The following is a 22,544-nucleotide window of genomic DNA, read 5'->3' on the forward strand; positions in this document are numbered from 1 at the left end:
GGTGGGGTTGCAGGACAAGGGATGAAGCGCGGGATCGGCGGATGAGGATTGAGGGGCGCAGATTGAATGGCTCGGTGTGGGTAAGAGGGTACACCGGCGCTGAACTGCTTAGTCTACAAAGCAGTCTTAACGGCATCGCAGCTGGAAACGAGACCCTTTTTCCTTGTGGTTTGACGCATGGAATAAAGTAAGACGGGTTGAAGTTGAACAGAACCGTACTAAGAAAATAGTCAGACCTGTTCAGTTGATTTCTAAAGGACGTTCTATGACACAAAAAGTTTCCTCTCGCTCCAAGCTCCCTAGCTGGGCAACAGGGTTTGGCGCGCAAGTCATTGCGGGCCTTATCATCGGCCTTATCCTGGGACTGATCGCATCTGGCATGGATACCGATCCTGATAATCCAGGGTGGCTGACCAATCTGCTCAGCGGTGTCGGTGGCGCCTATGTCCAGCTATTGAAGGTCATGGTTCCACCGCTCATCTTCGCCGCGGTGGTCACCTCTGTGGCTAACCTGCGCAAGGTTGCCAATGCCGCATCCTTGGCCGTTTCTACGTTGATGTGGTTCGCCATTACGGCGTTCTTCTCCGTCATCGTGGGCATCGTCGTGGCATTGGTCATGAAGCCCGGTGCTGGCGCGAGCGTCGATGCATCCGCTGCAAAGGATCCATCGAGCGTCGGTTCGTGGACTGCCTTCTTCGAGCAGCTGCTCCCTCAAAACTTCATCGGGCTTACGGCCTCTGCTAGCGATGGCGAAGTTACCCTCAACTTCGGTGCGCTCCAGCTGCTGGTTATTTCCTTGGCCATTGGCATCGCCGCGGTACAGACCGGTAAGGCTGCCGATCCGTTCTTGCACTTTACGGAGTCCTTTCTCAAGGTCATCCAAAAGGTCCTGTGGTGGATTATCCGCCTGGCACCGATTGGTACCGCAGCGCTTATCGGTAAGGCCGTTGCTACCTACGGGTGGGACGCACTTGGTTCGCTGGGCAAGTTCGTCTTGGCAATGTATGTGGGTCTGGCCATCGTCTTCGCCGTGGTCTACCCTGCAGTGCTGAAGTTCAACAATATTCCGGTCAAGGGCTTCTACAAGCGCATCTGGCCGGTAACCTCCTTGGGCTTTGTCACCCGTTCTTCCATGGGTGTTATGCCTGCAACGCAACGCTTTAGCGAACGCGCCTTGGGCGTTCCCACCGAGTACGCATCCTTCGCAGTGCCCCTCGGCGCTACCACGAAGATGGATGGCTGCGCCTCCGTCTACCCTGCCGTTGCTGCGATCTTCGTTGCGCAGTTCTATGGCGTGGACCTAGACTTCACGCAGTACCTGCTCATCATCTTCGTCTCCGTCATTGGTTCCGCGGCTACCGCGGGTACCACTGGCGCGACGGTTATGCTCACGCTGACCCTGTCCACGCTGGGTCTGCCGTTGGCTGGCGTCGGTTTGCTGCTGGCCGTTGAGCCCATCATTGACATGGGCCGTACGGCGCTGAACGTCACGGGTCAGGCATTGTGCGCGACGGTCGTCGCCAAGCGCGCAGGCATCCAGAACCAAGAGGTCTGGGATGAAGCCGAAAATGGCGTCAAGCACATCATGGAGGAAGACTCCGACGAGGAAGTAAGCGTCAAGGCTTAATAAATCGCGAACGAAGGCCCAGGGCAGTACGCCTTGGGCCTTAATTTATTGCCGGAATGGAAGTGGGCGGCGATGCGCGACGCCGGCCGGCTCCACGTGGATAAACACGCTGCATCCGGGGAAAAGCTGGTCGAGGGCGACTTCGACGTCGTCGGCGATCTCGTGCGAGTATAAAACGCTCCAGCTCGCCGGCACCTCCATGGTCAGGTAGACCATCCTTTGCCTGCCGGAGGCTACCGTGCGCCGGTCCGTGAAGGTCACGGCCTTTTCTTTTTCCAGTTCAGTTAAGAGATCCCAAATCTGATCCTGCTCTTCTTCCGGGAGCGCCTCAGAAAGCAGGCTGCTGACGGATTCGCGCAAAATCTTAAATCCTGTCCACAAGATATTGATGCCAACGGCCAGGGCGACGAGCGCATCGAGCCACAGCCAGCCCGTGAGATACACCGCAGCCATGCCGGCGAGGACGCCGACGGAGGTCCACACATCCGTAAGCAGGTGGTGGCCATCGGCATTCAGCGTCGCGGAACGGTAGCGCTTGCCCGCCTTAATCAAGGCCAACCCGACGCCCAGGTTGAGCAGCGAGGACAAGAGCGACAGCGCTAAGCCCCAGCCGCCTTCTTCAACGGGCTGGGGAGTAATGAGGCGCTGGATCGCGGTGTAGATGATGGCCCCTGCGGCGAGGAAGATCATCGCGCCTTCTACCAACGCGGACACATACTCGGCCTTGCCGTGTCCAAAGTGGTGATTATGATCGGCGGGCTTGGCGGCAATGCGCAAGGCGCAATAACCCGCGATGGCGGCTGCGAGGTTCACGAGGGATTCGAGGGCATCAGAGAAGAAACCAACCGAGCCCGTTAGCCAAGCCGCCAGGGATTTCAAGATAATCGTCGCCACCGCCGCGGCGATGGACAACATCATAAAGCGCTCTAAAATGCGCTGCTCAGAACTTAAAGAAGACAAGGTCTACTACTCTCCCTTCGGCAACCAAAATCAGTCCGAAGGTCTCGTTCGCATCAAAGGCATCGATGCTGAGTGGCCGGGCTTTGAGGCCAGTGTGTCGACCAGTCATCGCGGCGCAGTGGGCGCCGTAGGAACTACTCCCCTTCTGAGGTCATAGGTTATCAGACAGAGGGAAGGGGAAAAATACAGCCAAAGCCTGGATCCTCCCATGGGCCCTTGCAGCCGCTAGAGACGAAAAACTCCCTACGAACCAGAAGGATTCTCACGCTCTGGCTCGTAGGGAGTAATTAAGGCTCTAGCCTAATTTAGTGCTGGCCCTCTGCGAACTCTTCAACCAACTTCGCGTTGAATGCAGGCAGGTCATCAGGGGTACGGGAGGAGACCAAGCCCTGGTCGCAGTGGACCTCCTCGTCAACCCAGGTAGCACCTGCGTTGCGGAGATCGGTCTGCAGGGACGGGAAGGACGTCAAGGTACGGCCCTTGAGTGCTTCTGCATCGGCTAGGATCCAACCGCCGTGGCAGATGGCGCCCAAGGGGCGGTCCTCGCCCATGTGCTTGCGCACAATGCTAACGGCTGCCTCGTCCAAGCGGATGAGGTCGGCGTTATTGGTGCCGCCAGGCAAGATGATGCCGTCGAAGGTCTCACCCTCGGAGTCCTTGGTCGTAGCATCAACGTTAATTTCGGTACCGTTCTTGCCCGTAATGGTGCCGGCCTTAGGTGCCAATACCTTTACGGTGGCACCAGCCTTCTGCACGGCCTCCAGCGGAGAGGTCAGCTCGGAGTCTTCAAAGTCATTGGTAGCAATGATTGCGATCGTCTTGTTTTCTAGCTCAGCCATTATTATGACCTCCTTATTGTTGTTAAGTACGCAAATAGGATAACTCTAAATTAGCGCACTCGCCACGTCTACTCCCGCGACCTGCAACAAGCTAGGATTTAGCCACCGATCTTGAAGTCACACACGTCCCCATCGTGCATGATGTAGTCCTTGCCTTCTTGGCGGACCTTGCCGTTGGCGCGCGCCTCGGCCATGGAGCCGGCGGCAACGAGATCGTCGAAGGAGACGATTTCAGCCTTGATGAACTTCTTTTCAAAGTCGGTGTGGATAACGCCAGCGGCCTGGGGTGCGGCGGCGCCTTGCTTAATAGTCCACGCGCGGGCTTCCTTTTCACCGGCGGTGAGATAGGTCTGCAGTCCCAAGGTGGAGAAACCGGCCTTGGCCAAGGTAGCCAAGCCAGGCTCTTCTTGCCCTACGGCCTCGAGCAGCTCGCTTGCCTCGTCCTCATCCAGCTCCAAGAGCTCGGACTCGGTTTGTGCATCGAGGAAGACGCAATCTGCTGGGGCGACGAGCTGGCGCAGTTCGTCCTTCTTGGCGGCATCGGTAAGCACAGCCTCATCCGAGTTAAAGACGTAGAGGAAGGGCTTAGCCGTCATCAGGTGCAGCTCGCGCACGAGGGAGAGATCGATCTCGCCGGTCTTGGCGGCGGCGAAGAGGGTGCGGTCATCCTCCAGGATTTCCTGCGCCTTCTTGGTTGCCTCCACCACGGGTGCCAAGTCCTTATTCTTCCGGGCATCTTTTTCCAGGCGCGGCAGGGCCTTCTCGATGGTCTGCAGATCCGCCAGAATCAACTCCGTATTAATAACGGAAATGTCGTTGCCGGGATCTACCTGGCCATCGACGTGGATGACATTGTCATCAGAAAAGGCGCGGACCACCTGGCAGATGGCGTCGGCCTCGCGGATATTAGCTAGGAAGGCGTTACCCATGCCCTCGCCCTGCGAGGCACCTGCGACGATGCCGGCGATATCCACGAAGGACACGGTCGCCGGCAAAATGCGCTCGGAATTGAACATCTTAGCGAGGGTGTCCAAACGGGGATCCGGCAGTTCCACCAAGCCCACGTTGGGCTCAATGGTGGCGAATGGGTAGTTAGCCGCCAGGATTTCGGAACGGGTCAGGGCATTAAACAAAGTGGACTTGCCCACATTGGGCAAGCCGACGATTCCTAGTGTAAGACTCACGGGGCTAATCCTAACGCACCGGCTTTCTTTTAAGGCAAGATGGTGGGGTGAGTTCTGATAAGCAACCAAAACCCGAAAAGCCGCAGGCAAGCCCGGGCGATAAATTGGACGGTGACTTCGACACCAGCCAATTGGACGATGTATCGCCACATCCCCCGGGCAATCAGGTCGATCGCTCCGTCATTGCGGGCGAAATGGTGAAGTCGACCTCCCTGTGGGCCATACGCCTGCTGATAATCGGCGTATTTCTTTTTGCGATCTACCACGTGTTGGGGAGTTTCTGGCAGGGCATCCTCCCGGTGCTCTTAGCTCTTATTATCTGTACCGTCTTACACCCCATCGCGCGGTGGATGCGCACAAAGGGCCTGCCAGCGGGCTTGGCGGCAATTGTGACGATCCTGATCTCCTCGGCCGCCGTCGGTGGGCTCATCGCCTCGGTGGCGCCGGACTTCATGCGGCAATCCCAGTCGCTCTACTTGCAAACGGTCTCCGGCATCCAGCAGCTTCAGGTATGGGCCCAGGGACCGCCCCTGAACCTCGATAGTGATGATATGAGCACCTATATCGACGAGGCCGCTGGCTGGTTACAGGAGCGCGCCGGCGTGATTGCTGGGTCGGTGTTTACGGGCATCGGCAATGCCACCTCATTTTTCGTCACGGTGTTCATCGTGTTGGTGCTCACCTTCTTCTTCCTCAAGGACGGCACCAAATTCCTGCCGTGGCTGCGCGATGCCACTGGCCGGCGCGCCGGCTGGCACCTGACGGAATTGCTCACGCGGGCCTGGAATACCCTGGGCGGATTCATTCGCGCACAGGCGGTGGTCTCGCTTATCGATGCCGTCTTTATCGGCCTCGGCCTCGTTATCATCGGCGTGCCCTTGGCGATGGCCCTGGCGATCATCACCTTCATCGCCGGCTTCATCCCATTCGTCGGCGCCATCGTCTCTGGCGCGCTCGCGGTGGTTATCGCCCTGGTGTCTTTGGGCTTTACCCAAGCCCTGTTGGTGTTGGGCCTAGTCCTTTTGGTCCAGCAGCTTGAAGGCAACGTCCTCTCGCCATGGCTGCAGGCGAAGGCCATGAACCTGCACCCAGTTATTGTTTTAGTCTCCGTTATCGTCGGCTCCGCGCTCTTTGGGCTCATCGGTGGATTCCTAGCCGTACCGACCGCCGCCATGATCGCGGTGGCATATCGATATGTGCAGGACATGTTGAAGTTGCAGTCCGGGGAAAAGCACTCCTCCGATCTCAATTACTCTACCGTTGCGGGCTATCTCATCGGCCGCTATACCGAAGAACAGGCGCAATACAAGCGCGAACAATGGCGCAAGGTTCCAGAGCATGCCTCCCCCGACATCGCAGGCGCCGATGCAGCATCCGATGGCGCATCCGCCACGCTCGATGATTCCGTCGATGTCGATTCCACCCCGAAGGACTATGACGAGCCAAGCATGCGCTCCAACTTGCGCCGGGCGCGGAATACCTTCGAAAATCTTTTGAACGGAGATTCGAAAAAATAGTGTGCCGTGTCGGTAGCACGTGCCATATTGGATCCCATGACTTCCACTTTGCCCGTGCTGCTGCTGTTCATCGGTCTCCTATTGGGCGCCGTTCTGGGCTGGTTGGCCCACTCCCACTCCGCCTCCCGCTCCGCGCCGAGCGAGGAGCACCGGGCGCTGCAAGAATCGCAGCGCCGCCAGGCCGAGCTGCAACCGCTAGAAAAGGCCATGGATAGGCTCGGATTCCAGCTCCAAGAATTGGAAGAAGATCGCACCGCCCACTTGGCTTCCCTGTCCAGCCAAGTGCAGGCGGTAACCCGCACCTCTTCCCGGCTAACGGAGCGCACGGATCAGCTCGTTACCGCGTTGCGCTCTCCCAATGTGCGCGGCCGGTGGGGCGAGATTCAGCTAGAGCGCGTCGTCGAACTCGGCGGCATGACAAGGCACGTGGACTTCGATTCCCAAGTTTCAGCTCCCCTAAACGGCCGCATCGTGCGCCCGGATATGCTCATCAACTTGGCCGGCGGCAGGCATATCATCGTCGATGCCAAGGTCCCGTTTTCTTCCTACCTCGACGCGCTAGAAACCGAGGATCCAGAAGAACACGCTGGCTACCTGCGCCGCCACGCGCACCAGCTGCGCAGCCACATCCAGGCGCTGTCCCACAAGGACTATATTGAGGCCTTCCAGCCCACCCCGGAATTCGTGGTGCTTTTTGTGCCCGCGGATCCCTTCCTCGATGCGGCGCTGTCGGTCGATCCTGAGCTCATCGAGTTTGGTTTTGAACGCAACGTCGTCATCGCCACCCCGAGCTCGCTCTTCGCGCTCTTGCGCACGGTGGCCATGGGATGGCACCAGGAAGATATTTCCGCCAAAGCAAAAGAAGTCCAGCGCCTAGGCCGCGAGCTCTATTCGCGGCTCAATACGCTCTCGGAGCACTACGGCAAGGTGGGCCAGAGCCTCGAAAAGGCAGTGGAGGCCTATAATTCCACGCTCTCTTCGCTGGATTCGCGGGTGGGCGTGACCGCCCGCAAGCTCCACGAAATGGAGATTCCCGGCCGCACAAACCGGGCGCCTCGCGAGCCCTCCCCCATTGATACGTGGCCGCGCGGGACAAATTATTCCTAAATTCTAGGCGGTTTCACTGCGTGGATATAGCCATTGGCCCGCGCCAGGCGGTAGGATTTTGCGACGTGTCACTAGCCAAACAACGAAAGCCTACCGCCGCGCAACGCCTAAGCATGCCGAGCATCTCGCTACTGAAAGGCCTTGGGCTATTGGCGGCACTTTTGATCACCGGCGCATTGATTTCCATTCTTGCCGGCTCCATAGGCTGGATGTACTTTGCCTTCCTCATCATCAGCTCGCTACTCATAGCGCTCATCGTTGAGGAACGGGGCTTATTCCTGTCCATCGCGTCCATCCCCATCTTCTACGCGGTAACCGTGGTGACGGCGGGAATCGTCATCACCAAGTCCAATGCCCCGGAAGGCACCAGTTTTTCTAAGACGTCGCTGCTGACCTCCGTGTACCCGCTGGTCCAGAACTTCCTGTGGTTGCTTATCGCGGTCCTCGGCGCGGCTGCAATCGGCATCCTGCGCTGGATGCGTTTCCGCAAGACCGCCCAGCGCGCCGTCAACCAGCAAAAGGTATCGCGGCGCGCGGACATGAAGCGGGATCGCCAAAACCGCGCTGAGCGGCTCTCCGTGGCGGAACTCATGGCGCGCGATAGAACCGAAAACGGACAGGTTCAGTCCCCACGCGCCTCCCGCCGCAGATCGCATGCACAGGCGCAACCGCCGCAGAAGCCGCAGGATCGCATCCGCGGACGCGACCGAGAAGAGCGCCGCCGCGAGCAACAGGCAGAACGCGAAAATCGCTTGCAGCCGGATCCGAACCGGCGCGCGGGGGACGTGATACCACCGGCTCCCGAACGAGGCCCCTCCTCTTCAGCAAAAGACGAGGCTGCCAAGAAGCAGCGGTGGGACGATAATCTCTATGAGTAAATAAAACCGTGAGCTCCCGGCGCTCTTTACGAGGCCGCGGGGCTCACGGTTTTTCGTTGCCTCTAGGCGGTTACGCGCTAGGTGCGCGCGGGGCGCAGGTCGCGCGGCAGCGCGAAGGTGATGGATTCGGTGGAGGTGGTTACTTGCTCCACATCATTAAAGCCGCGATCATCCAAGTACTCGAGCACCTCGCGCACCAAAAGCTCTGGCACGGAAGCGCCACAGGTCACGCCAACGGTCTCTACGCCGTCCAGCCATGCTTCATCGATTTCTTCGGCAAAATCCACCAAATGGGAGTCGCGCGAACCCGCCTCGAGTGCAACCTCTACCAGGCGCACCGAGTTGGACGAGTTCTTAGAACCCACCACGATCATCAGATCGCACTTCGGCGCGATGGCCTTGACGGATTCTTGCCGGTTTTGGGTGGCGTAGCAAATATCATCTGACGGCGGGTTTTGCAGGTGCGGAAAACGCTCGCGCAGCTTATTGACGATGACTACGGTCTCATCCACCGAGAGCGTGGTCTGCGAAAGCCAAATGAGCTTTTCATCCTGCAGGTAATCCGGCAGCTTGTCCACGCCGTCGATACCATCGACCAGGTGCGTAACATCGGGGGCCTCGCCCGCGGTGCCTTCTACCTCTTCGTGGCCTTCGTGGCCCACGAGGAGGATGTGGTAGCCATCGCGCTCAAAACGCTGGGCCTCCTTGTGCACCTTGGTCACCAAGGGGCAGGTGGCATCCAGGGTCAGTTGCTTGCGCTCTTGCGCCTGATTACGCACCGCCGGGGAAATGCCGTGGGCGGAAAAGACGAGGTGGGCACCCTCTGGGGCCTCGGCGGCCTCTTCAACGAAGATGACTCCGCGCTTGGCCAAAGATTCAACGACATAACGGTTGTGGACGATTTGCTTGCGCACATAAATGGGTGCGCCGTATTTTTCTAGCGCCTTTTCTACGGTCTCGACGGCGCGGTCCACTCCAGCGCAGTAACCGCGCGGTGCCGCGAGGAGAACATTTTTACCATCAGTCATGCCTCCCAGAGTATCGAAAGGTAAAGCAAAACAATAGTAAGGCCTATCCAGCAGGGAAAGCGCCCATCTAGGCCACCCAAGCGGGGCGCCACGGGCCCTGAGCACCTACACTAAAAGGCACTGTATGGCGCTGTACAAGGAAAGGGTGGCTGCGTGAACCAACCGGCAAATACTCCAGAGACCCCGTGGCCCGTGGGCCAGGTCAATGACCAGGTGAAGGGATGGATCGAGCGCCTAGGATACCTGTGGGTGGAAGGCCAGTTAACGCAGATTAATTACAAGCCCACCTGGAAGCTGTCCTATCTCACCCTGCGCGATGTCCAGCAGGAAAAGTCGGTGCAATTGACTTGCTCGTCCTCAATGCTGCACAACTTGCCCACGCCGCTAAAAGATGGCGACCGCGTCATCGTGCACGGCAAGCCCGCCTTTTATGCCGGCCGCGGATCCTTTTCCCTGTGGACCACGGAGATCCGGCACGTAGGCATCGGCGATTTGTTGGCGCGCATCGAAAAGCTACGCGCGCAGCTTGCCGCAGAAGGCCTCTTTGATCCCGCGCGCAAGCGCCCGCTTCCCTACCTCCCGCAGAAAATCGGCCTGATTACAGGCCGCGGTTCTGCCGCCGAGCGCGATGTCATGGCGGTTGCCCGCGACCGGTGGCCGGCCGTGCAATTCCGCGTCATTAATACTGCGGTCCAGGGGGCGAATACCGTCCCCGAGGTGATTTCCGCCCTGCAGGAGCTCGACGCCGATGCGCAGATCGATGTCATCATCATCGCCCGCGGTGGCGGTTCCGTCGAAGACCTCCTGCCCTTTTCTGAAGAAGCCCTGCAACGCGCCGTCGTGGCCGCAAGTACCCCGGTGGTCTCCGCGATTGGCCACGAGCCGGATAGCCCGGTGCTCGATAACGTGGCGGATCTGCGCGCGGCGACCCCCACGGATGCCGCCAAGCGCGTGGTCCCGTCGGTGGCAGAGGAACGCGCCGTCATCGCTGAGGCGCGGTCCCGCATGGCGGCGGCCTTGCGCGGCTGGGTAGAACGCGAGCGCCGTGGATTGGATAATATCCGCTCCCGCCCGGTGCTGGCCGATCCGATGACGCCCATCCGCGCCCGGCGCGAGGAAGTAGAGCGCATGCGCACGAGTATGCGCCGCGAGCTGCGGGTGCTGCTGGATCGCGAGACCCGGCACGTGGAATCCCTGCGCGCGCGGGTTTCTGCTTTGGGGCCTTCGGCCACGCTTGCCCGTGGGTATTCTATTGTCCAGGTCTTGCCCAAAGATGGCAGCGATCCGGAGGTCGTCAGCTCTTATGAGCAATCACCGCCCGGCGCGCAATTGCGAATTCGCGTGGGCGATGGTTCCATCACCGCCGTGTCCATGGCCTCCCAGGCCGCCGATTAGCCAGAAATAGTAGGAGAATTGCTGATGTCAGATGAAACCATTGGTTCCGGCCAGCCGGGCCAGGATGCCTTTACTCCCGTAGAGGAGTTGAGCTACGAGCAGGCGCGCGATGAGCTCATTGAGACCGTCAAGATTTTAGAGCTCGGCCAGATGGGCCTGGACGAGTCCCTGAAGTACTGGGAGCGCGGCGAGGCGCTTGCCCGCACGTGCGAGTCCCACCTGGATGGCGCCTCCAAGCGCGTGGAAGATGCCCTAGAGAAGGCAGAAAACAACGAGCAGCAGGCCGAGGAGGGTGAAGAGTAGTGCAGATTTATGGTTACCCGGGAAAGCGGATTGATTTCGTATCCAAATCGGCATCGGCAGGCTCCATCATGGGCGGCGATTCCCGCGCGCTGGTAGAGGAGTTCTTCGGGCCGGCGCATACCAGCACCCAGGTTTCGGGCACCGAGGAGGAACTCAGCTACTTTTCCCGGTCCATCGTGCTGCTGCTTGCCGATGCCCACGTGGTCCAAGTCTCCATCTACCCGCAGCGTTCCCAGCGCGAGCGCGTGGATGTCTACCTAGAAAAGATGCGGCTGAGCGGCCTGGATGCCGCTGGCTTAGAAGAAGCCACCGGTAATACTGAAGGAATCACGGTGGAAGCGGACTCTGAGGGGCTCAGCGAGGTTACTTTCCGCTTATAGGCTTGGCCTTGATAAAGGCCTCGGTGGCGGCGGCGAATTCTTCATCGGGGGCCGCGCCAGAGATGATGAGGCGGGCATCGCCCAGGTCAACAATCCACAAGCGGCGCACCGAATCGTCATCGCTTGCCAGCACGCGCACCTGCTGACCGGCTACCTCGCGCGTAGAGTTCAGCCCGCGGTAGTTCGCGTCGTATTTTTCGCCCGCGTCTTCTGCAGAAACCTGCGTTTGGGTGGATTCCACGTAATTTCCGTCCGCAGTCAGCCAGCTGACGACGGTGGCTGTCTCGCCGCCTAGCTGCGAGCGGCGGGCCGCATTGGCTTGCCAGCCTTCAGGCATCTGGGGATCTCGGATGGCGCCAATACCGGCGCGGGCCTGCGTATCCAGGAAGGTCTCCTCGTCTACCTCTTGGACTGGGCCTTGCGCTGTTTCCGGATTGACCGAGCAGAGCCCGGTCGCGCCCACCACGAGCAACATCATGACGACCACTACGAATAGGGACAAAATGATGTCGCGAGCGCCTTCGAAAATCTTCGGTCTTTGTTCTGCTGCCACGCGCCTTAGTATCGCATGAGCCGCCGTGAAAGTGCCACATGCCTCCCGCGTGCGCACATTCGCGCCGTTAATGCCGCCAATAACAAGGAAAATCCCCACAAAAGGGGCCCCAAATCGGACCTATTGGCGCCAAAAAGTGCCAGAATAGGAAAAGTAGAACACTAAGCGCGTGGGAATTACCCCCACGGTGAGAACACATGGAAGGCAACCACTACACATGTCCGAAAATACTTCTTATTTGCCCGACCGTAACTTGGCCATGGAGCTGGTGCGCGTGACCGAAGCCGCCGCCTTGGCCTCTGGCCGCTGGGTTGGTCGTGGCATGAAGAATGAGGGCGATGGCGCGGCAGTCGATGCCATGCGCAAGCTGATTAACTCCGTGGCGATGAAGGGTGTCGTCGTCATTGGTGAGGGCGAAAAGGATGAGGCCCCGATGCTCTTCAACGGCGAAGAGGTCGGCACCGGTGAGGGTGCGGCGATGGACATCGCCGTGGATCCCGTGGACGGCACGCGGTTGATGGCTGAGGGCCGCCCCAATGCCATTTCCGTGATCGCCGCCGCTGAGCGCGGCACCATGTATGACCCGTCCGCGGTCTTCTACATGGAAAAGATCGCCGTGGGCCCAGAAGCCGTCGGTTCCATCGATATCAACCAGTCCGTGCAGTGGAATATCGAGTCCGTGGCCAAGGCGAAGGGCCTGCGCACCGCGGATGTCACCGTGGTGGTTTTGGACCGCCCGCGCCACGAAAAGCTCATCCAGGAAATCCGCGAGGCTGGCGCCAAGGTGCGCCTCATCATGGACGGCGATGTGGCAGGCGCCATCGCTACCTGCCAGGATTCCAACTCCATCGACATGATGATGGGCATTGGCGGCACCCCTGAGGGCATCATCACTGCCTGCGCCATGCGGTGCATGGGCGGCGAAATCCAAGGCAAGCTGTGGCCAAAGGATGAAGAGGAAGCGGAAAAGGCCCGCGCCGCCGGACACGACCTGGATAAGGTCTTGGGCACCAATGACTTGGCCTCCTCCAAGAACTGCTACTTCGCCGCCACCGGCGTGACCAACGGTGACATGCTGCGCGGTGTCTCCTACCGCAATAATGGTGCCTCCACCCGTTCGCTGGTCATGCGTTCCAAATCCGGCACCATTCGCTACGTCGATTCCTTCCACAAGCTAGCTAAGCTGCAGGAATACTCCGTCGTGGACTACTCGGACCCCACCAAGAACTAAACCTCACCCCCAAATGGCGGGGCGGGCTCGGGCTTTTCGCGCTCTAGTTTTTAGCTTTTCGCCATACTGGGGGTAGACGCACACATTCAATTAACCGAGGTGATTTTCATGACCGAATACCGTACCGAACATGACACTATGGGCGAGGTTAAAGTTCCCGCCGATGCCCTGTGGCGCGCACAGACCCAGCGCGCGGTAGACAACTTCCCCATCTCCGGCCGCGGCCTGGAAAATGCGCAGATCCGCGCGCTCGGCCTGCTCAAGGCTGCATGCGCACAGGTCAATAAGGATTCCGGCAGTCTGGATGCGGAAAAGGCAGACGCGATTATCGCCGCCGCGAAGGAAATCGCAGAAGGCAAGCACAACGACGCCTTCCCCATTGACGTCTTCCAGACCGGCTCCGGTACCTCGTCCAATATGAACACCAACGAGGTCATCGCTTCCTTGGCACATAAGCAGGGCGTCGAGGTTCACCCGAACGATGACGTCAACATGGGCCAGTCCTCCAATGACACCTTCCCCACCGCTACCCACGTGGCGGCTACGGAAGCTGCCGTCAATGACCTCATCCCTGGCCTAAAGGTCCTGCACGAGTCCCTGACCAAGAAGGCGAAGGAATTCGCGGACGTCGTCAAGGCCGGCCGCACCCACCTCATGGACGCCACCCCAATCACCCTGGGCCAGGAGTTCAGCGGCTACGCCCGCCAGGTAGAGCTCGGCATCGAGCGCATCGAGGCTACCCTCCCGCGCTTGGGCGAGCTCGCCATCGGTGGTACCGCCACCGGTACCGGACTGAACACCTCCGCAGAGTTCGGCGGCAAGGTGACCGAGGAACTCAAGAAGCTCACCGGCGTTGAGAAGCTGAAGGAAGCAGAAAACCACTTCGAGGCACAGGCTAACCGCGATGGCCTCGTAGAGTTCTCCGGCGCCATGCGCTCGGTCGCCGTATCCTTCAACAAGATTGCCAATGACCTGCGCATGCTGGGCTCCGGCCCGCTGACCGGCCTGGCAGAAATCCACCTGAAGGACCTGCAGCCTGGTTCCTCCATCATGCCGGGCAAGGTCAACCCGGTTATCCCTGAGGCGGTTACCATGGTGGCCGGCCAGGTCGTGGGCAATGACGCAGCCGTTGCTTTCGGCGGCGCACAGGGCCAGTTCGAGCTCAACGTCTTCATCCCGATGATGGCGCGCAACGTGCTCGAGTCCGCTCGCCTGCTGGCCAACTCCGCCCGCGTCTTTGCTGAGAAGTGCGTGGACCACATCGAGGCCAACGAGGAACGCATGAAGCACTTCGCGGAGTCCTCCACGTCCATCGTGACCCCGCTTAACTCCGCCATCGGCTACGAGAACGCCGCCAAGGCCGCAAAGCACGCCCTCAATGAGAAGATCACCGTCCGCCAGGCCGTTATCGACTTGGGCTTTGTTGACGGCGAGAACCTCACCGAGGAAGAGCTGGACAAGCGCTTGGACGTATTGAGCATGACCAACCGCGAGCGCGACAATATCTAATTTAGTCCGCGTTTAGCGCTACAACCCCCGCTCGGAAATCACTTTTGAGCGGGGGTTTCGCATGCCTCGACGCGCTTCCCAGGCATGGCAAGCGCGGGTAAAGAAAGGGGCATCGGCAAGCGCAGGCTGTGAACTACAACATAGATTCAGCGTACACATCTACAAAATCACCCATTTTGCACTTGGTGCAAGTTTGCACCGAGTGTAAAGTTGCATTTTGTGCAAGAAGAACTATCACTACGCGAGCAGAAACGCCTAGAAACGCGGCTACGCATCGAGGATGCCGCCACAGAATTGGTGGATAAGCATTCCTTTGGCGAGGTCACTATTGAAGAGATCTGCGAACTAGCCGGTATTTCTCGGCGCACATTTTTTAATTATTTCGATTCGAAGGAATCCGCCGTGCTTGGGGCGCCAAGCGCTGACTTCACCGCGGAAATGCGCGAGTATTTCCTCCACGAGCCCACCACCAACATCATGGAGCTCGTCCTTAACCTGGTGGAACAGCACATGGAGAGCCATCACGTTAATCCCACGATTCGGGAGAGACGCAAGCGCATTGCTAATGACCCAGAGGCGGCCGCCGCCTCCATTAGCCGCAAGCGGGCGAAATCCATCGAGCTTATTGGGCTCATTGAGGAGCGCCTTGACCGGGAACCGGAACTGCGCGTCCTCGAGGGTCATTCCACGGCAACGGAGGCCATGGTCATCGCCGGTGTGGTCCGCGAGGCCCTCTGGCTTTCCATCGCCGCCCCCGATAGCGATTGCAGCGACGCCCTGAGTTCGCGTCTGAATGATTCACTGACTTTGATTAATGATGTTATGAAAGGAATCCGATGGTAGATACAGCCGAAAAGGCTCCTGCGCAGGGCCAGTCGCGGGCGGATAACCTGGGGCTCATTTTCTCTGCGCTGGTGCTCACCATGTTGATGAGCTCCCTGGGCCAGATGATTTTCTCTTCCGCTTTGCCAACGATTGTTGGTGAGCTTGGCGGCGTTGACCACATGAGCTGGGTCATCTCCGCATTCCTTGTCACCATGACCATCGCCATGCCGATTTCCGGCAAGCTGGGTGACATGCTGGGCCGCAAGTGGCTCTACATTGGAGGCATCGCCGTCTTCGTCGTGGGCTCCGCCATCGGCGGTTTCGCCGATTCCATGACGGTGCTCATCATCGCCCGCGCCGTGCAAGGCTTTGGCGCTGGGTTCATGATGATTTCCTCGCAGTCCATCATCGCTGAGGTCACCTCCTCCCGTGAGCGCGGCAAGTTCATGGGCATTATGGGCGGCGTCTTTGGCCTGTCCTCTGTCCTTGGCCCCGTCTTGGGCGGCTGGTTTACTGATGGCCCCGGCTGGCGCTGGGGCATGTGGATGAATATCCCGCTCGGCCTGCTGGCCATGGTGGTCTGCATCCTGGTACTCAACCTGCGTGTGGGTCAGGCCGATATGAAGCGCTTTGACTGGCTCGGCGCCACCTTCATCGCCATTACCACCGCCTCCCTTATCCTCATGACCACCTGGGGCGGCACCGAGTATGACTGGGATTCCTCCATGATCCTCGCCCTCGGCGCCATCACCCTCGTCGGTGCGATCATTACCATCATCGTGGAATTGCGCGCTGCCGAACCACTCATCCCGGTTCGCCTGTTCAAGAATCGCAATATGGCCCTGACCACCCTATCCGGCGTCATCTTGGGCCTGGCCATGTTTGGGGTGCTGGGCTATATGCCCACCTACTTGCAGATGGTCCATACCCTATCGCCCACCAGCGCTGGCCTGATGATGATTCCGATGATGATTGGCCTTATCGGCACCTCTACCGGCGTCGGCTTCATCATCGCCCGCACCGGCCGCTACAAGATTTACCCGCTTGTCGGCCTTACCATCACCGCCGGTGCACTGTTCTGGATGTCCCGCCTCTCGGTAGACACCTCGCTCACGCAGCTGGGCTTCGAATTCCTGGCCTTCGGCATTGGCCTGGGCATGGTGATGCAGGTGCTCGTCCTCATCGTCCAGAACTCCTTCCCACTGTCCCAGGTGGGCACGGCCACTGCGGCGAATAATTTCTTCCGCCAGATCGGCTCTGCCCTGGGCGCTTCCCTGGTCGGTTCCATGTTCATCAACAATATGCAGGATGAGATGGCCAACCGCCTGCCGCGGGCCATCCAGCAGCTCGGCCCTGAGGGCGCGGCTTATGCCGAGAAGTTTGGCAATGCGGACGGCAATGCCAATAGCCTGACCCCAGATTTGGTCTCTTCCCTGCCAGAGCCGCTCGAGCAGGCAGTATTGAATTCCTACAATGACGGCCTTACCCCAGTCATCGCGCTGATGGTGCCACTCGTCATCATCGCCCTACTCGTCCTGCTTCCCCTGCGCGAAGAGCGCCTGAAGGAGACGATCGATTAGGGGAGCTGCATGCGCTGCGCGAAAGCCTGCCGCTTGCCGATGCTCCCATCGAGTCCGCCCTTGGCTACCCACTCGGCGGCCTCGCGAAGTAGAAAACGACTAAAGGCCGTAGCACCCGGGATAATTAATCTGCTCGGCAGCGCTACGGCCTTCGTGGTTACGAGGCACAGTGTATTTAGCGGTTCTTTTCCTCCGGCTTGGGAAGCAGGAGTTCGTAGACATCGGTATCGCGCCACTGACCGGCCAACTCGCCATAGGTCATCTTGGCCATGTGGGAGTAGGTGCCGACCTTTTCAAAGCCGCGGGACTTGTGCAGGCCCGCAGAGCCTTCATTTTCTGGGAAGATCCAGGAGTGAATGGCCCACTTGTGCAGGTCCTTGCACACCTCAATGAGGCAATCGAGCAAGGCCCCGGCGATGCCACGGCCTTGGGCATCAGATCCCAAGTAGATGGAATCCTCCACCACGCCGTGGAAGACGGTGCGCGAGGAAATCGGGGCGGCCGAAACCCACCCCAATACCTTGGAATCATCGTCCGCCTCAACGGCTACGTGCACCGAAGCCATGATCTTGGAGTTCGTAAACTCCTCGTAGGTCAAGGAACGGGTCTCATAGGTGGCATGGCCGGTTTGCAGGCCCTGCTCGTAGATCTCCCGCATCTGCGGGTAATCGGCCGACGTGAAGGGCCGGATACGGAAATCCTTTTTCTTTTCGTCCGCAGACGTTTGCTTGGCGTTCTCGCTCATAGGCACCATTATTACTGGTCTTGGGTGATTTTTGCCATATAAATTTGATTAAATTCGCTGTCTGCGAACACGCTTTCATCCCTCCCCTTAGTCATTGCCCTCCAACAGATCCGTTACCAGCTCCGCAATGGCAGAGCGCTCCGAACGCTGAAGGGTAATGTGTGAGAAGAGCTCATGGCCCTTGAGCTTTTCGATGACCGCCTGTACCCCATCGTGGCGGCCCACCCGCAGGTTATCGCGCTGGGCAACGTCATGGGTGAGTACTACTCGCGAGCCTTCCCCCAAGCGCGAGAGCACGGTAAGCAAAACATTGCGCTCCAGCGACTGCGCCTCGTCCACGATAACGAAGGCATCGTGCAAAGAACGGCCGCGAATATGGGTCAGCGGCAGGACCTCGATGAGCCCACGCTCGTGGATCTCCTCCAGGACATTGTCAGAGACTAGACCTTCCAAGGTGTCATAGACCGCCTGGGCCCACGGGTTCATCTTCTCTGACTCAGACCCCGGCAGGTACCCCAGCGATTGCCCGCCGACGGCGTACATGGGCCGGAAGACCACGATGCGGCGGTGCTCACCGCGCTCTAAGACCGCCTCCAAGCCGGCGCATAAGGCCAGCGCGGATTTGCCGGTGCCTGCCCTACCGCCGATGGACACGATGCCAACCTCCGGGTCCAACAGGAGATCGAGGGCGATGCGCTGTTCCGCCGAACGACCCTGCAGGCCAAAGGCATTTCGATCGCCGCGTACCAGGCGCATCGCCCCGTCCGGCATGATGCGGCCCAGGGCAGATTGCGCTCCGGCAACCAAGGTGATGCCGCAGTGCACCGGCAAGTCTTCCACTGGGGTGTCATCGTCCGTGACGACCCCATCGAGCAGCACTTCGCCATCGCTGTAGAGGGCATCGATGAGATCCGTGGTGGTATAGGCGGTGGCCATGCCGGAGTACCCAGTCAAAATGACGTCCTGGGCGTGGTATTCATCGGCCTGCACGCCCACGGCGCCGGCCTTGACGCGCAGCGGTACGTCCTTGGTCACTAGGACCGTGTCCTTGCCCTCGTGCGCGAGGTTCAAGGCGCAGGCCAAGATGCGGTGATCTCCTTCCGGCCCGCGGAATGCGGCCGGCAAGAGCGACTGATCTTGGTGGTTGAGCTCTACCCGCAAGGTACCGCCGGCCACGTTGACCGGAACGGGTTGGTCAAGCGCCTCATAGGTAGCGCGCAGCTCTTCCAAAAAGCGAAGAGCTTGGCGGGCGAACCAGCCAAGCTCCGGGTGATGACGTTTTCCTTCCAATTCAGAGATAACCACGACGGGAAGGACAACCTCGTGTTCGGCGAATTTTCGCAGCGCCCACGGGTCAGATAATAAGACCGAGGTATCAAGGACGTAGGTCTTGGTAGCGACGTCATTTTCCGTGGTGCCTAGTGGAGTAGAAAGTACAGAGGGGCGAGTCATGATGGCAGGAATCTTCCTTTGTGAAGCGGTAGAAAGCTGTTCTTCCTTGTCTATCTCCCCCAGGACCGCTAATGATCGCGATCCTTTAGGGGTTGCCACCCAACCTAAGCACCCAAGGTTGAAATCACATGGGTGGAAGATGAACTTTAAGAAAACGACAAATCCCTGCGGGAAAACCCGCAGGGAAAGTGACGAGAGTGTTCGGCGTGCCGCTTGGGCAGGCGCCGAATTTTAGCCTCTAGGCCTCGATATCAGCCTTGAATTGGCCGTCTTCACCCTCGGTCCAGGAGATGGTGCCGTTGCTAAACTCTTGGGTCCAGCCGTTCGCCTCGGCTGCGTCAGCCTCTGGCTTGGTAGGCAGGCCAACGGAGGAGGCGAGGCCGCCCTCGTTCACCCAGGTCTCAGCAATCTTGCCGATGACCGGCTGTGCACCCGTCTCCTCAGAGTATGCCAAGTACTTGCCACCCTCGAAGGTAGCCAGGGTGCCCTCATCGGAGGACTCTACGCTCTGCACGTCGCCCCACTCGGCCTGCTTTTCCTCGATGGCAGCTGCAAGATCAGCGGGAACTTCTTCCTCGCCATGTGCAGTGGTGATGGTCTGGGTTTCGCCCTTGGCGCCCTCTGCGTCACCGTCCTTGGAGCCGGTTGCCTCTGCGGCAGCGGAACCAGCGGCATCGGTGGCATCGGATGCGGCAGAACCAGCAGCATCCGAGGCGTCTGCGGCTACGGAGCCAGCGGCATCCTTTGCGTCATCGGCGGCGTCCTCTGCATCCGAGCATGCAACGAGAGCAACGGAGAGGGTTGCGGCCGCGAAGCCACCTGCGATACGACGAGTCATCTTGCGCATTTCTAGATCTACCTTTCGATTTTCAGCCGAAAATTAGTTCACTGTAGTTTTAGGCCGCCGTTGAGGCGAGCGCAGCCCACCGTAGACCCCAAGTGCACTATGCCGCCACTCTGTGCACCGAGGTTTGCGCGGTTCAGGCTTCAGTTTATCGCCGTTTGCGCTGCTTAGGGCGTTTCTTTTGTTTCTGTAACGGATTGTTAACAATCCTTCGAGACTGTTTGGCTTTAGCTTTTTCGCGGGCCGTGCGCTTCGGCTTCTCCTGCCTGGAGGAGCGGGCGGTACGCCCCTTAGCGATGCCCACAAAGTCCTGGATGGCCTCATTATCCTCCGCCTTCCGCCAGACCAAGGCAATTTCGGTGACCGGCACCTCGCTGCCCTTCAGCGCAAGCGGAACCACCTGTTTCTTGCTGAGGATTTTTAGCAGCGGCAGCGGTGCGATGGCGATGCCCACATTGGCCGCGACCACCTGCAGGGCCTCGCGCACGGCGGCGATATCGACCTCACCGGCATCGGTGAGGCGGTAGTTGAGGTGTTCATCGGAGACATCGGCAAGCGCCAGCGCCTCGCCCACCTCCGCATAAACTGAATCTTTCGGGACCGCAATGCCAGGGGCCTCCTCATAGAGGCGGACCACGTGGAAGGAGTCATCCAGGCGCGCATCCGGCAGGCGCGTTAACGCCAGATCCACGCGACCTGCGAGCAATTCCGCCATGCCGTCATCCGCATCGATGGTAGATAAACCGCCGTGGGCAGTATTGTCCTGAAATCTCTGAAACCATTTTCCAGGTTCCGTACCGGTCACAAAGGCTAAGCGCAGCATGGAGCACAGTCTACTGAAAGTGCTACGGTTAAACCGTGAGTGAACAACATAACCAACAGCAACCGTCCGGTACCGCGATGCGCGCGCAGACCGCCGCTAAGAAGCTGAATATCTATCTGCCCGCCGCGCCTGAAGAATTTCAAAATAGCGCGGTCAGTCACGAGGAACTGCGCGAGCTGCAGCACAATCCCCCGCAGTGGCTGCAAACGCTGCGCCGCGAAGGCCCCCACCCCCGGCAGGAAGTTGCCCACAAACTGGGCATTTCCGTTACCGCGCTAAAGAAGAATGACATGGATAAGCCGCTGACCACCGCGGAGATCAGCGAGCTTTTGGAAAAGCAGCCGGAATGGCTGCAGCAAGCCCGCGCCACGCTAGCGCAGGCTCGCGGCCACGACGTCCACAAGGACGCCGCAGAGGATTCCTCAGAAGATAAGGACTAAACCAGCTTCCAGTCCTCGAGGCCCTCATACAGCGGGTAGTCCTCGGCGATCTTATCGACGCGCCGGCGAAGTGCCTCGACATCGGCATTATTGCCCTGCGCCAAGGCGGTACCGATGACATCGGCAACCTCGGTGAAGGCTTCCGCATCGAGGCCACGAGTGGCCAAGGCGGAGGTGCCGATGCGCAGGCCCGAGGTGACCATCGGCGGGCGAGGATCGTTCGGGACCGCATTGCGGTTGACGGTGATTCCTACCTGGTGCAGGAGATCTTCTGCCTGCTGACCATCGAGCTGCGAATTGCGCAGATCCGCCAGGACGAGGTGGACATCGGTGCCGCCGGAGACGACGTCGACGCCAGCTGCCTGTGTATCTTCCGCCAAGAGGCGATCAGCCAGAATGCGGGCACCCTCGAGGGTGCGCTCCTGGCGCTCCTTGAATTCCTCGCTGGCCGCAATCTTCATGGAAATGGCCTTTGCCGCCACCGCGTGCATCAGCGGTCCACCCTGCTGGCCGGGGAAGACATTGGAGTTCAGCTTCTTTGCGTATTCCTGCTTGGCCAAGATCATGCCGGAGCGCGGACCGCCCAAGGTCTTGTGCACGGTGGTGGAGACGATATCGGCGTGCTCTACCGGGTTCGGGTGCAGGCCCGCGGCAACCAGACCCGCGAAGTGGGCCATATCAACCCACAGGTAAGCGCCCACCTCATCGGCGATTTCGCGGAAGGCCGCGAAATCCAGGGTGCGCGGGTAGGCGGACCAACCGCCGATGATAACCTTTGGCTTCTCCTTAATTGCCTGCTCGCGCAGCTTATCCATGTCCACGCGCATGGTCTCTGGGTCCACGCCGTAGGCTGCGACATCGTAAAGCTTGCCGGAGAAGTTCAACTTCATCCCGTGGGTCAGGTGCCCACCGTGGGCCAAGGACAGGCCGAGGATCTTATCGCCCGGTTCCGCGATGCTGGCCAGGACTGCGGCATTAGCCTGCGCGCCGGAGTGTGGCTGCACGTTAGCAAATTCCGCGTTGAAGAGCGCCTTCGCACGGTCGCGGGCGAGATCCTCAACAATATCGACGTGCTCACAGCCGCCGTAGTAACGACGCCCCGGGTAGCCCTCGGCGTATTTATTGGTCAAGACAGAACCCTGTGCCTGCAGGACGGCGCGCGGCACGAAGTTCTCAGAGGCGATCATTTCCAGGGTTTCACGCTGGCGGGAGATTTCTCCCTGGATAGCGCCGAAAACATCTGGGTCAAGATCGCGCAGGTCAGTATTGAAAGAAGCCATATAAGACTAGTCCTCTTCTCGGTAGGAAGCAGTATGAGCCATTA

General features: G+C 59.5%; 22 protein-coding genes. 12 read left to right on the forward strand and 10 right to left on the reverse strand.

Annotation, left to right across the window (positions count from 1 at the left end):
* Positions 1–265 precede the first annotated feature (265 nt).
* Positions 266–1,627 carry a dicarboxylate/amino acid:cation symporter gene (locus ACP8KU_RS07205; RefSeq protein WP_005280065.1) on the forward strand — a complete coding sequence of 454 codons (1,362 nt, stop codon included), beginning with the start codon at positions 266–268 and terminating at the stop codon, positions 1,625–1,627.
* Between the two features lie 45 nt (positions 1,628–1,672).
* Here ACP8KU_RS07205 and ACP8KU_RS07210 read toward each other — a convergent pair whose 3' ends face one another.
* The 3 genes from ACP8KU_RS07210 to ychF form a co-directional block, all read right to left on the reverse strand.
* Entirely contained in the window at positions 1,673–2,587 is a 915-nt protein-coding gene (locus ACP8KU_RS07210; RefSeq protein ID WP_484483529.1) for a cation diffusion facilitator family transporter, read from the reverse strand.
* A gap of 305 nt (positions 2,588–2,892) precedes the next feature.
* Positions 2,893–3,426 (reverse strand): type 1 glutamine amidotransferase domain-containing protein, encoded by a 534-nt coding sequence (locus ACP8KU_RS07215; protein ID WP_005282146.1) that lies wholly within the window; start codon positions 3,424–3,426, stop codon positions 2,893–2,895.
* Between the two features lie 98 nt (positions 3,427–3,524).
* Positions 3,525–4,610, reverse strand: coding sequence for a redox-regulated ATPase YchF (gene ychF, locus ACP8KU_RS07220; protein WP_005282143.1), 1,086 nt, complete (start codon positions 4,608–4,610; stop codon positions 3,525–3,527).
* A 47-nt stretch (positions 4,611–4,657) separates the two neighbouring features.
* Here ychF and ACP8KU_RS07225 point away from each other — a divergent pair, with 47 nt between their 5' ends.
* The 3 genes from ACP8KU_RS07225 to ACP8KU_RS07235 all read left to right on the forward strand — a co-directional run bounded on the left by ACP8KU_RS07225 (position 4,658) and on the right by ACP8KU_RS07235 (position 8,112).
* Positions 4,658–6,127, forward strand: coding sequence for an AI-2E family transporter (locus ACP8KU_RS07225; protein WP_484483530.1), 1,470 nt, complete (start codon positions 4,658–4,660; stop codon positions 6,125–6,127).
* Between the two features lie 36 nt (positions 6,128–6,163).
* Entirely contained in the window at positions 6,164–7,234 is a 1,071-nt protein-coding gene (locus ACP8KU_RS07230) for a DNA recombination protein RmuC (protein WP_005282138.1), read from the forward strand.
* Positions 7,235–7,299: 65 nt separating this feature from the next.
* Positions 7,300–8,112 (forward strand): DUF6542 domain-containing protein, encoded by an 813-nt coding sequence (locus ACP8KU_RS07235; protein WP_484483531.1) that lies wholly within the window; start codon positions 7,300–7,302, stop codon positions 8,110–8,112.
* A gap of 77 nt (positions 8,113–8,189) precedes the next feature.
* Here ACP8KU_RS07235 and ACP8KU_RS07240 read toward each other — a convergent pair whose 3' ends face one another.
* Entirely contained in the window at positions 8,190–9,140 is a 951-nt protein-coding gene (locus ACP8KU_RS07240) for a 4-hydroxy-3-methylbut-2-enyl diphosphate reductase (protein WP_005280054.1), read from the reverse strand.
* A gap of 153 nt (positions 9,141–9,293) precedes the next feature.
* On the opposite strand from ACP8KU_RS07240, the gene xseA reads away from it, so the two are divergent.
* Genes xseA through ACP8KU_RS07255 form a run of 3 tightly spaced genes read left to right on the forward strand, consistent with a single transcriptional unit; the run spans position 9,294 to position 11,218 of the window.
* Entirely contained in the window at positions 9,294–10,535 is a 1,242-nt protein-coding gene (gene xseA, locus ACP8KU_RS07245) for an exodeoxyribonuclease VII large subunit (protein ID WP_023030920.1), read from the forward strand.
* A gap of 24 nt (positions 10,536–10,559) precedes the next feature.
* Positions 10,560–10,838, forward strand: a complete 279-nt coding sequence (locus ACP8KU_RS07250; RefSeq protein ID WP_005280052.1) for an exodeoxyribonuclease VII small subunit — start codon at positions 10,560–10,562, stop codon at positions 10,836–10,838.
* Entirely contained in the window at positions 10,838–11,218 is a 381-nt protein-coding gene (locus ACP8KU_RS07255) for a hypothetical protein (RefSeq protein WP_284831513.1), read from the forward strand. Before ACP8KU_RS07250 ends, ACP8KU_RS07255 begins: the two co-directional genes overlap by 1 nt.
* Here ACP8KU_RS07255 and ACP8KU_RS07260 read toward each other — a convergent pair.
* A complete protein-coding gene (locus ACP8KU_RS07260; RefSeq protein ID WP_484483532.1) occupies positions 11,202–11,771 on the reverse strand; it encodes a DUF4245 domain-containing protein in 570 nt (189 codons plus the stop codon). The two genes, ACP8KU_RS07255 and ACP8KU_RS07260, sit on opposite strands and share 17 nt — an antisense overlap.
* A gap of 217 nt (positions 11,772–11,988) precedes the next feature.
* On the opposite strand from ACP8KU_RS07260, the gene glpX reads away from it, so the two are divergent.
* The 4 genes from glpX (at position 11,989) to ACP8KU_RS07280 (ending at position 16,916) form a co-directional block, all read left to right on the forward strand.
* On the forward strand, positions 11,989–13,002 hold the full coding sequence (gene glpX / locus ACP8KU_RS07265) for a class II fructose-bisphosphatase (RefSeq protein ID WP_484483533.1): 1,014 nt from the start codon (positions 11,989–11,991) through the stop codon (positions 13,000–13,002).
* Between the two features lie 108 nt (positions 13,003–13,110).
* Complete coding sequence (locus ACP8KU_RS07270) at positions 13,111–14,511, forward strand: class II fumarate hydratase (protein WP_284611067.1); 1,401 nt, start codon at positions 13,111–13,113, stop codon at positions 14,509–14,511.
* Positions 14,512–14,730: 219 nt separating this feature from the next.
* Positions 14,731–15,354, forward strand: coding sequence for a TetR/AcrR family transcriptional regulator (locus ACP8KU_RS07275; RefSeq protein WP_484483534.1), 624 nt, complete (start codon positions 14,731–14,733; stop codon positions 15,352–15,354).
* Positions 15,348–16,916: an MDR family MFS transporter gene (locus tag ACP8KU_RS07280; protein WP_484483535.1), complete on the forward strand. Its 1,569-nt coding sequence runs from the start codon at positions 15,348–15,350 to the stop codon at positions 16,914–16,916. The genes ACP8KU_RS07275 and ACP8KU_RS07280 overlap by 7 nt, the downstream gene beginning before the upstream one ends.
* A gap of 175 nt (positions 16,917–17,091) precedes the next feature.
* Here the strand turns inward: ACP8KU_RS07280 and ACP8KU_RS07285 are convergent, their stop codons facing one another.
* The 4 genes from ACP8KU_RS07285 to ACP8KU_RS07300 form a co-directional block, all read right to left on the reverse strand.
* A complete protein-coding gene (locus tag ACP8KU_RS07285) occupies positions 17,092–17,670 on the reverse strand; it encodes a GNAT family N-acetyltransferase (protein WP_005280037.1) in 579 nt (192 codons plus the stop codon).
* 78 nt (positions 17,671–17,748) lie between these two features.
* Complete coding sequence (gene phoH2 / locus ACP8KU_RS07290; RefSeq protein ID WP_237799662.1) at positions 17,749–19,113, reverse strand: RNA 5'-3' helicase PhoH2; 1,365 nt, start codon at positions 19,111–19,113, stop codon at positions 17,749–17,751.
* A gap of 238 nt (positions 19,114–19,351) precedes the next feature.
* Positions 19,352–19,951, reverse strand: a complete 600-nt coding sequence (locus ACP8KU_RS07295) for an LGFP repeat-containing protein (RefSeq protein WP_330931522.1) — start codon at positions 19,949–19,951, stop codon at positions 19,352–19,354.
* A gap of 154 nt (positions 19,952–20,105) precedes the next feature.
* The gene (locus ACP8KU_RS07300) at positions 20,106–20,780 is read right to left on the reverse strand and encodes a LysR family transcriptional regulator substrate-binding protein (RefSeq protein ID WP_284644190.1); all 675 of its coding nucleotides are present in this window, start codon (positions 20,778–20,780) and stop codon (positions 20,106–20,108) included.
* 35 nt (positions 20,781–20,815) lie between these two features.
* On the opposite strand from ACP8KU_RS07300, the gene ACP8KU_RS07305 reads away from it, so the two are divergent.
* Positions 20,816–21,220, forward strand: a complete 405-nt coding sequence (locus ACP8KU_RS07305) for a DUF5997 family protein (RefSeq protein WP_005282109.1) — start codon at positions 20,816–20,818, stop codon at positions 21,218–21,220.
* Here the strand turns inward: ACP8KU_RS07305 and glyA are convergent.
* The gene (gene glyA, locus ACP8KU_RS07310) at positions 21,217–22,500 is read right to left on the reverse strand and encodes a serine hydroxymethyltransferase (RefSeq protein WP_023028595.1); all 1,284 of its coding nucleotides are present in this window, start codon (positions 22,498–22,500) and stop codon (positions 21,217–21,219) included. The genes ACP8KU_RS07305 and glyA overlap by 4 nt on opposite strands.
* Between the last annotated feature and the right edge of the window lie 44 nt (positions 22,501–22,544).

It is taken from the genome of Corynebacterium sp. LaCa_282 (assembly GCF_057198125.1).

What these genes read in the sequence shown, in the direction of transcription:
- ACP8KU_RS07205 (WP_005280065.1), top strand. Translation starts at nt 266, where the DNA reads ATGACACAAAAAGTTTCCTCTCGCTCCAAGCTCCCTAGCTGGGCAACA.
- ACP8KU_RS07215 (WP_005282146.1), bottom strand. Translation starts at nt 3,426, where the DNA reads ATGGCTGAGCTAGAAAACAAGACGATCGCAATCATTGCTACCAATGAC.
- ACP8KU_RS07230 (WP_005282138.1), top strand. Translation starts at nt 6,164, where the DNA reads ATGACTTCCACTTTGCCCGTGCTGCTGCTGTTCATCGGTCTCCTATTG.
- ACP8KU_RS07240 (WP_005280054.1), bottom strand. Translation starts at nt 9,140, where the DNA reads ATGACTGATGGTAAAAATGTTCTCCTCGCGGCACCGCGCGGTTACTGC.
- ACP8KU_RS07250 (WP_005280052.1), top strand. Translation starts at nt 10,560, where the DNA reads ATGTCAGATGAAACCATTGGTTCCGGCCAGCCGGGCCAGGATGCCTTT.
- glpX (WP_484483533.1), top strand. Translation starts at nt 11,989, where the DNA reads ATGTCCGAAAATACTTCTTATTTGCCCGACCGTAACTTGGCCATGGAG.
- ACP8KU_RS07270 (WP_284611067.1), top strand. Translation starts at nt 13,111, where the DNA reads ATGACCGAATACCGTACCGAACATGACACTATGGGCGAGGTTAAAGTT.
- ACP8KU_RS07280 (WP_484483535.1), top strand. Translation starts at nt 15,348, where the DNA reads ATGGTAGATACAGCCGAAAAGGCTCCTGCGCAGGGCCAGTCGCGGGCG.
- ACP8KU_RS07285 (WP_005280037.1), bottom strand. Translation starts at nt 17,670, where the DNA reads ATGGTGCCTATGAGCGAGAACGCCAAGCAAACGTCTGCGGACGAAAAG.
- phoH2 (WP_237799662.1), bottom strand. Translation starts at nt 19,113, where the DNA reads ATGACTCGCCCCTCTGTACTTTCTACTCCACTAGGCACCACGGAAAAT.
- ACP8KU_RS07295 (WP_330931522.1), bottom strand. Translation starts at nt 19,951, where the DNA reads ATGACTCGTCGTATCGCAGGTGGCTTCGCGGCCGCAACCCTCTCCGTT.
- ACP8KU_RS07300 (WP_284644190.1), bottom strand. Translation starts at nt 20,780, where the DNA reads ATGCTGCGCTTAGCCTTTGTGACCGGTACGGAACCTGGAAAATGGTTT.
- glyA (WP_023028595.1), bottom strand. Translation starts at nt 22,500, where the DNA reads ATGGCTTCTTTCAATACTGACCTGCGCGATCTTGACCCAGATGTTTTC.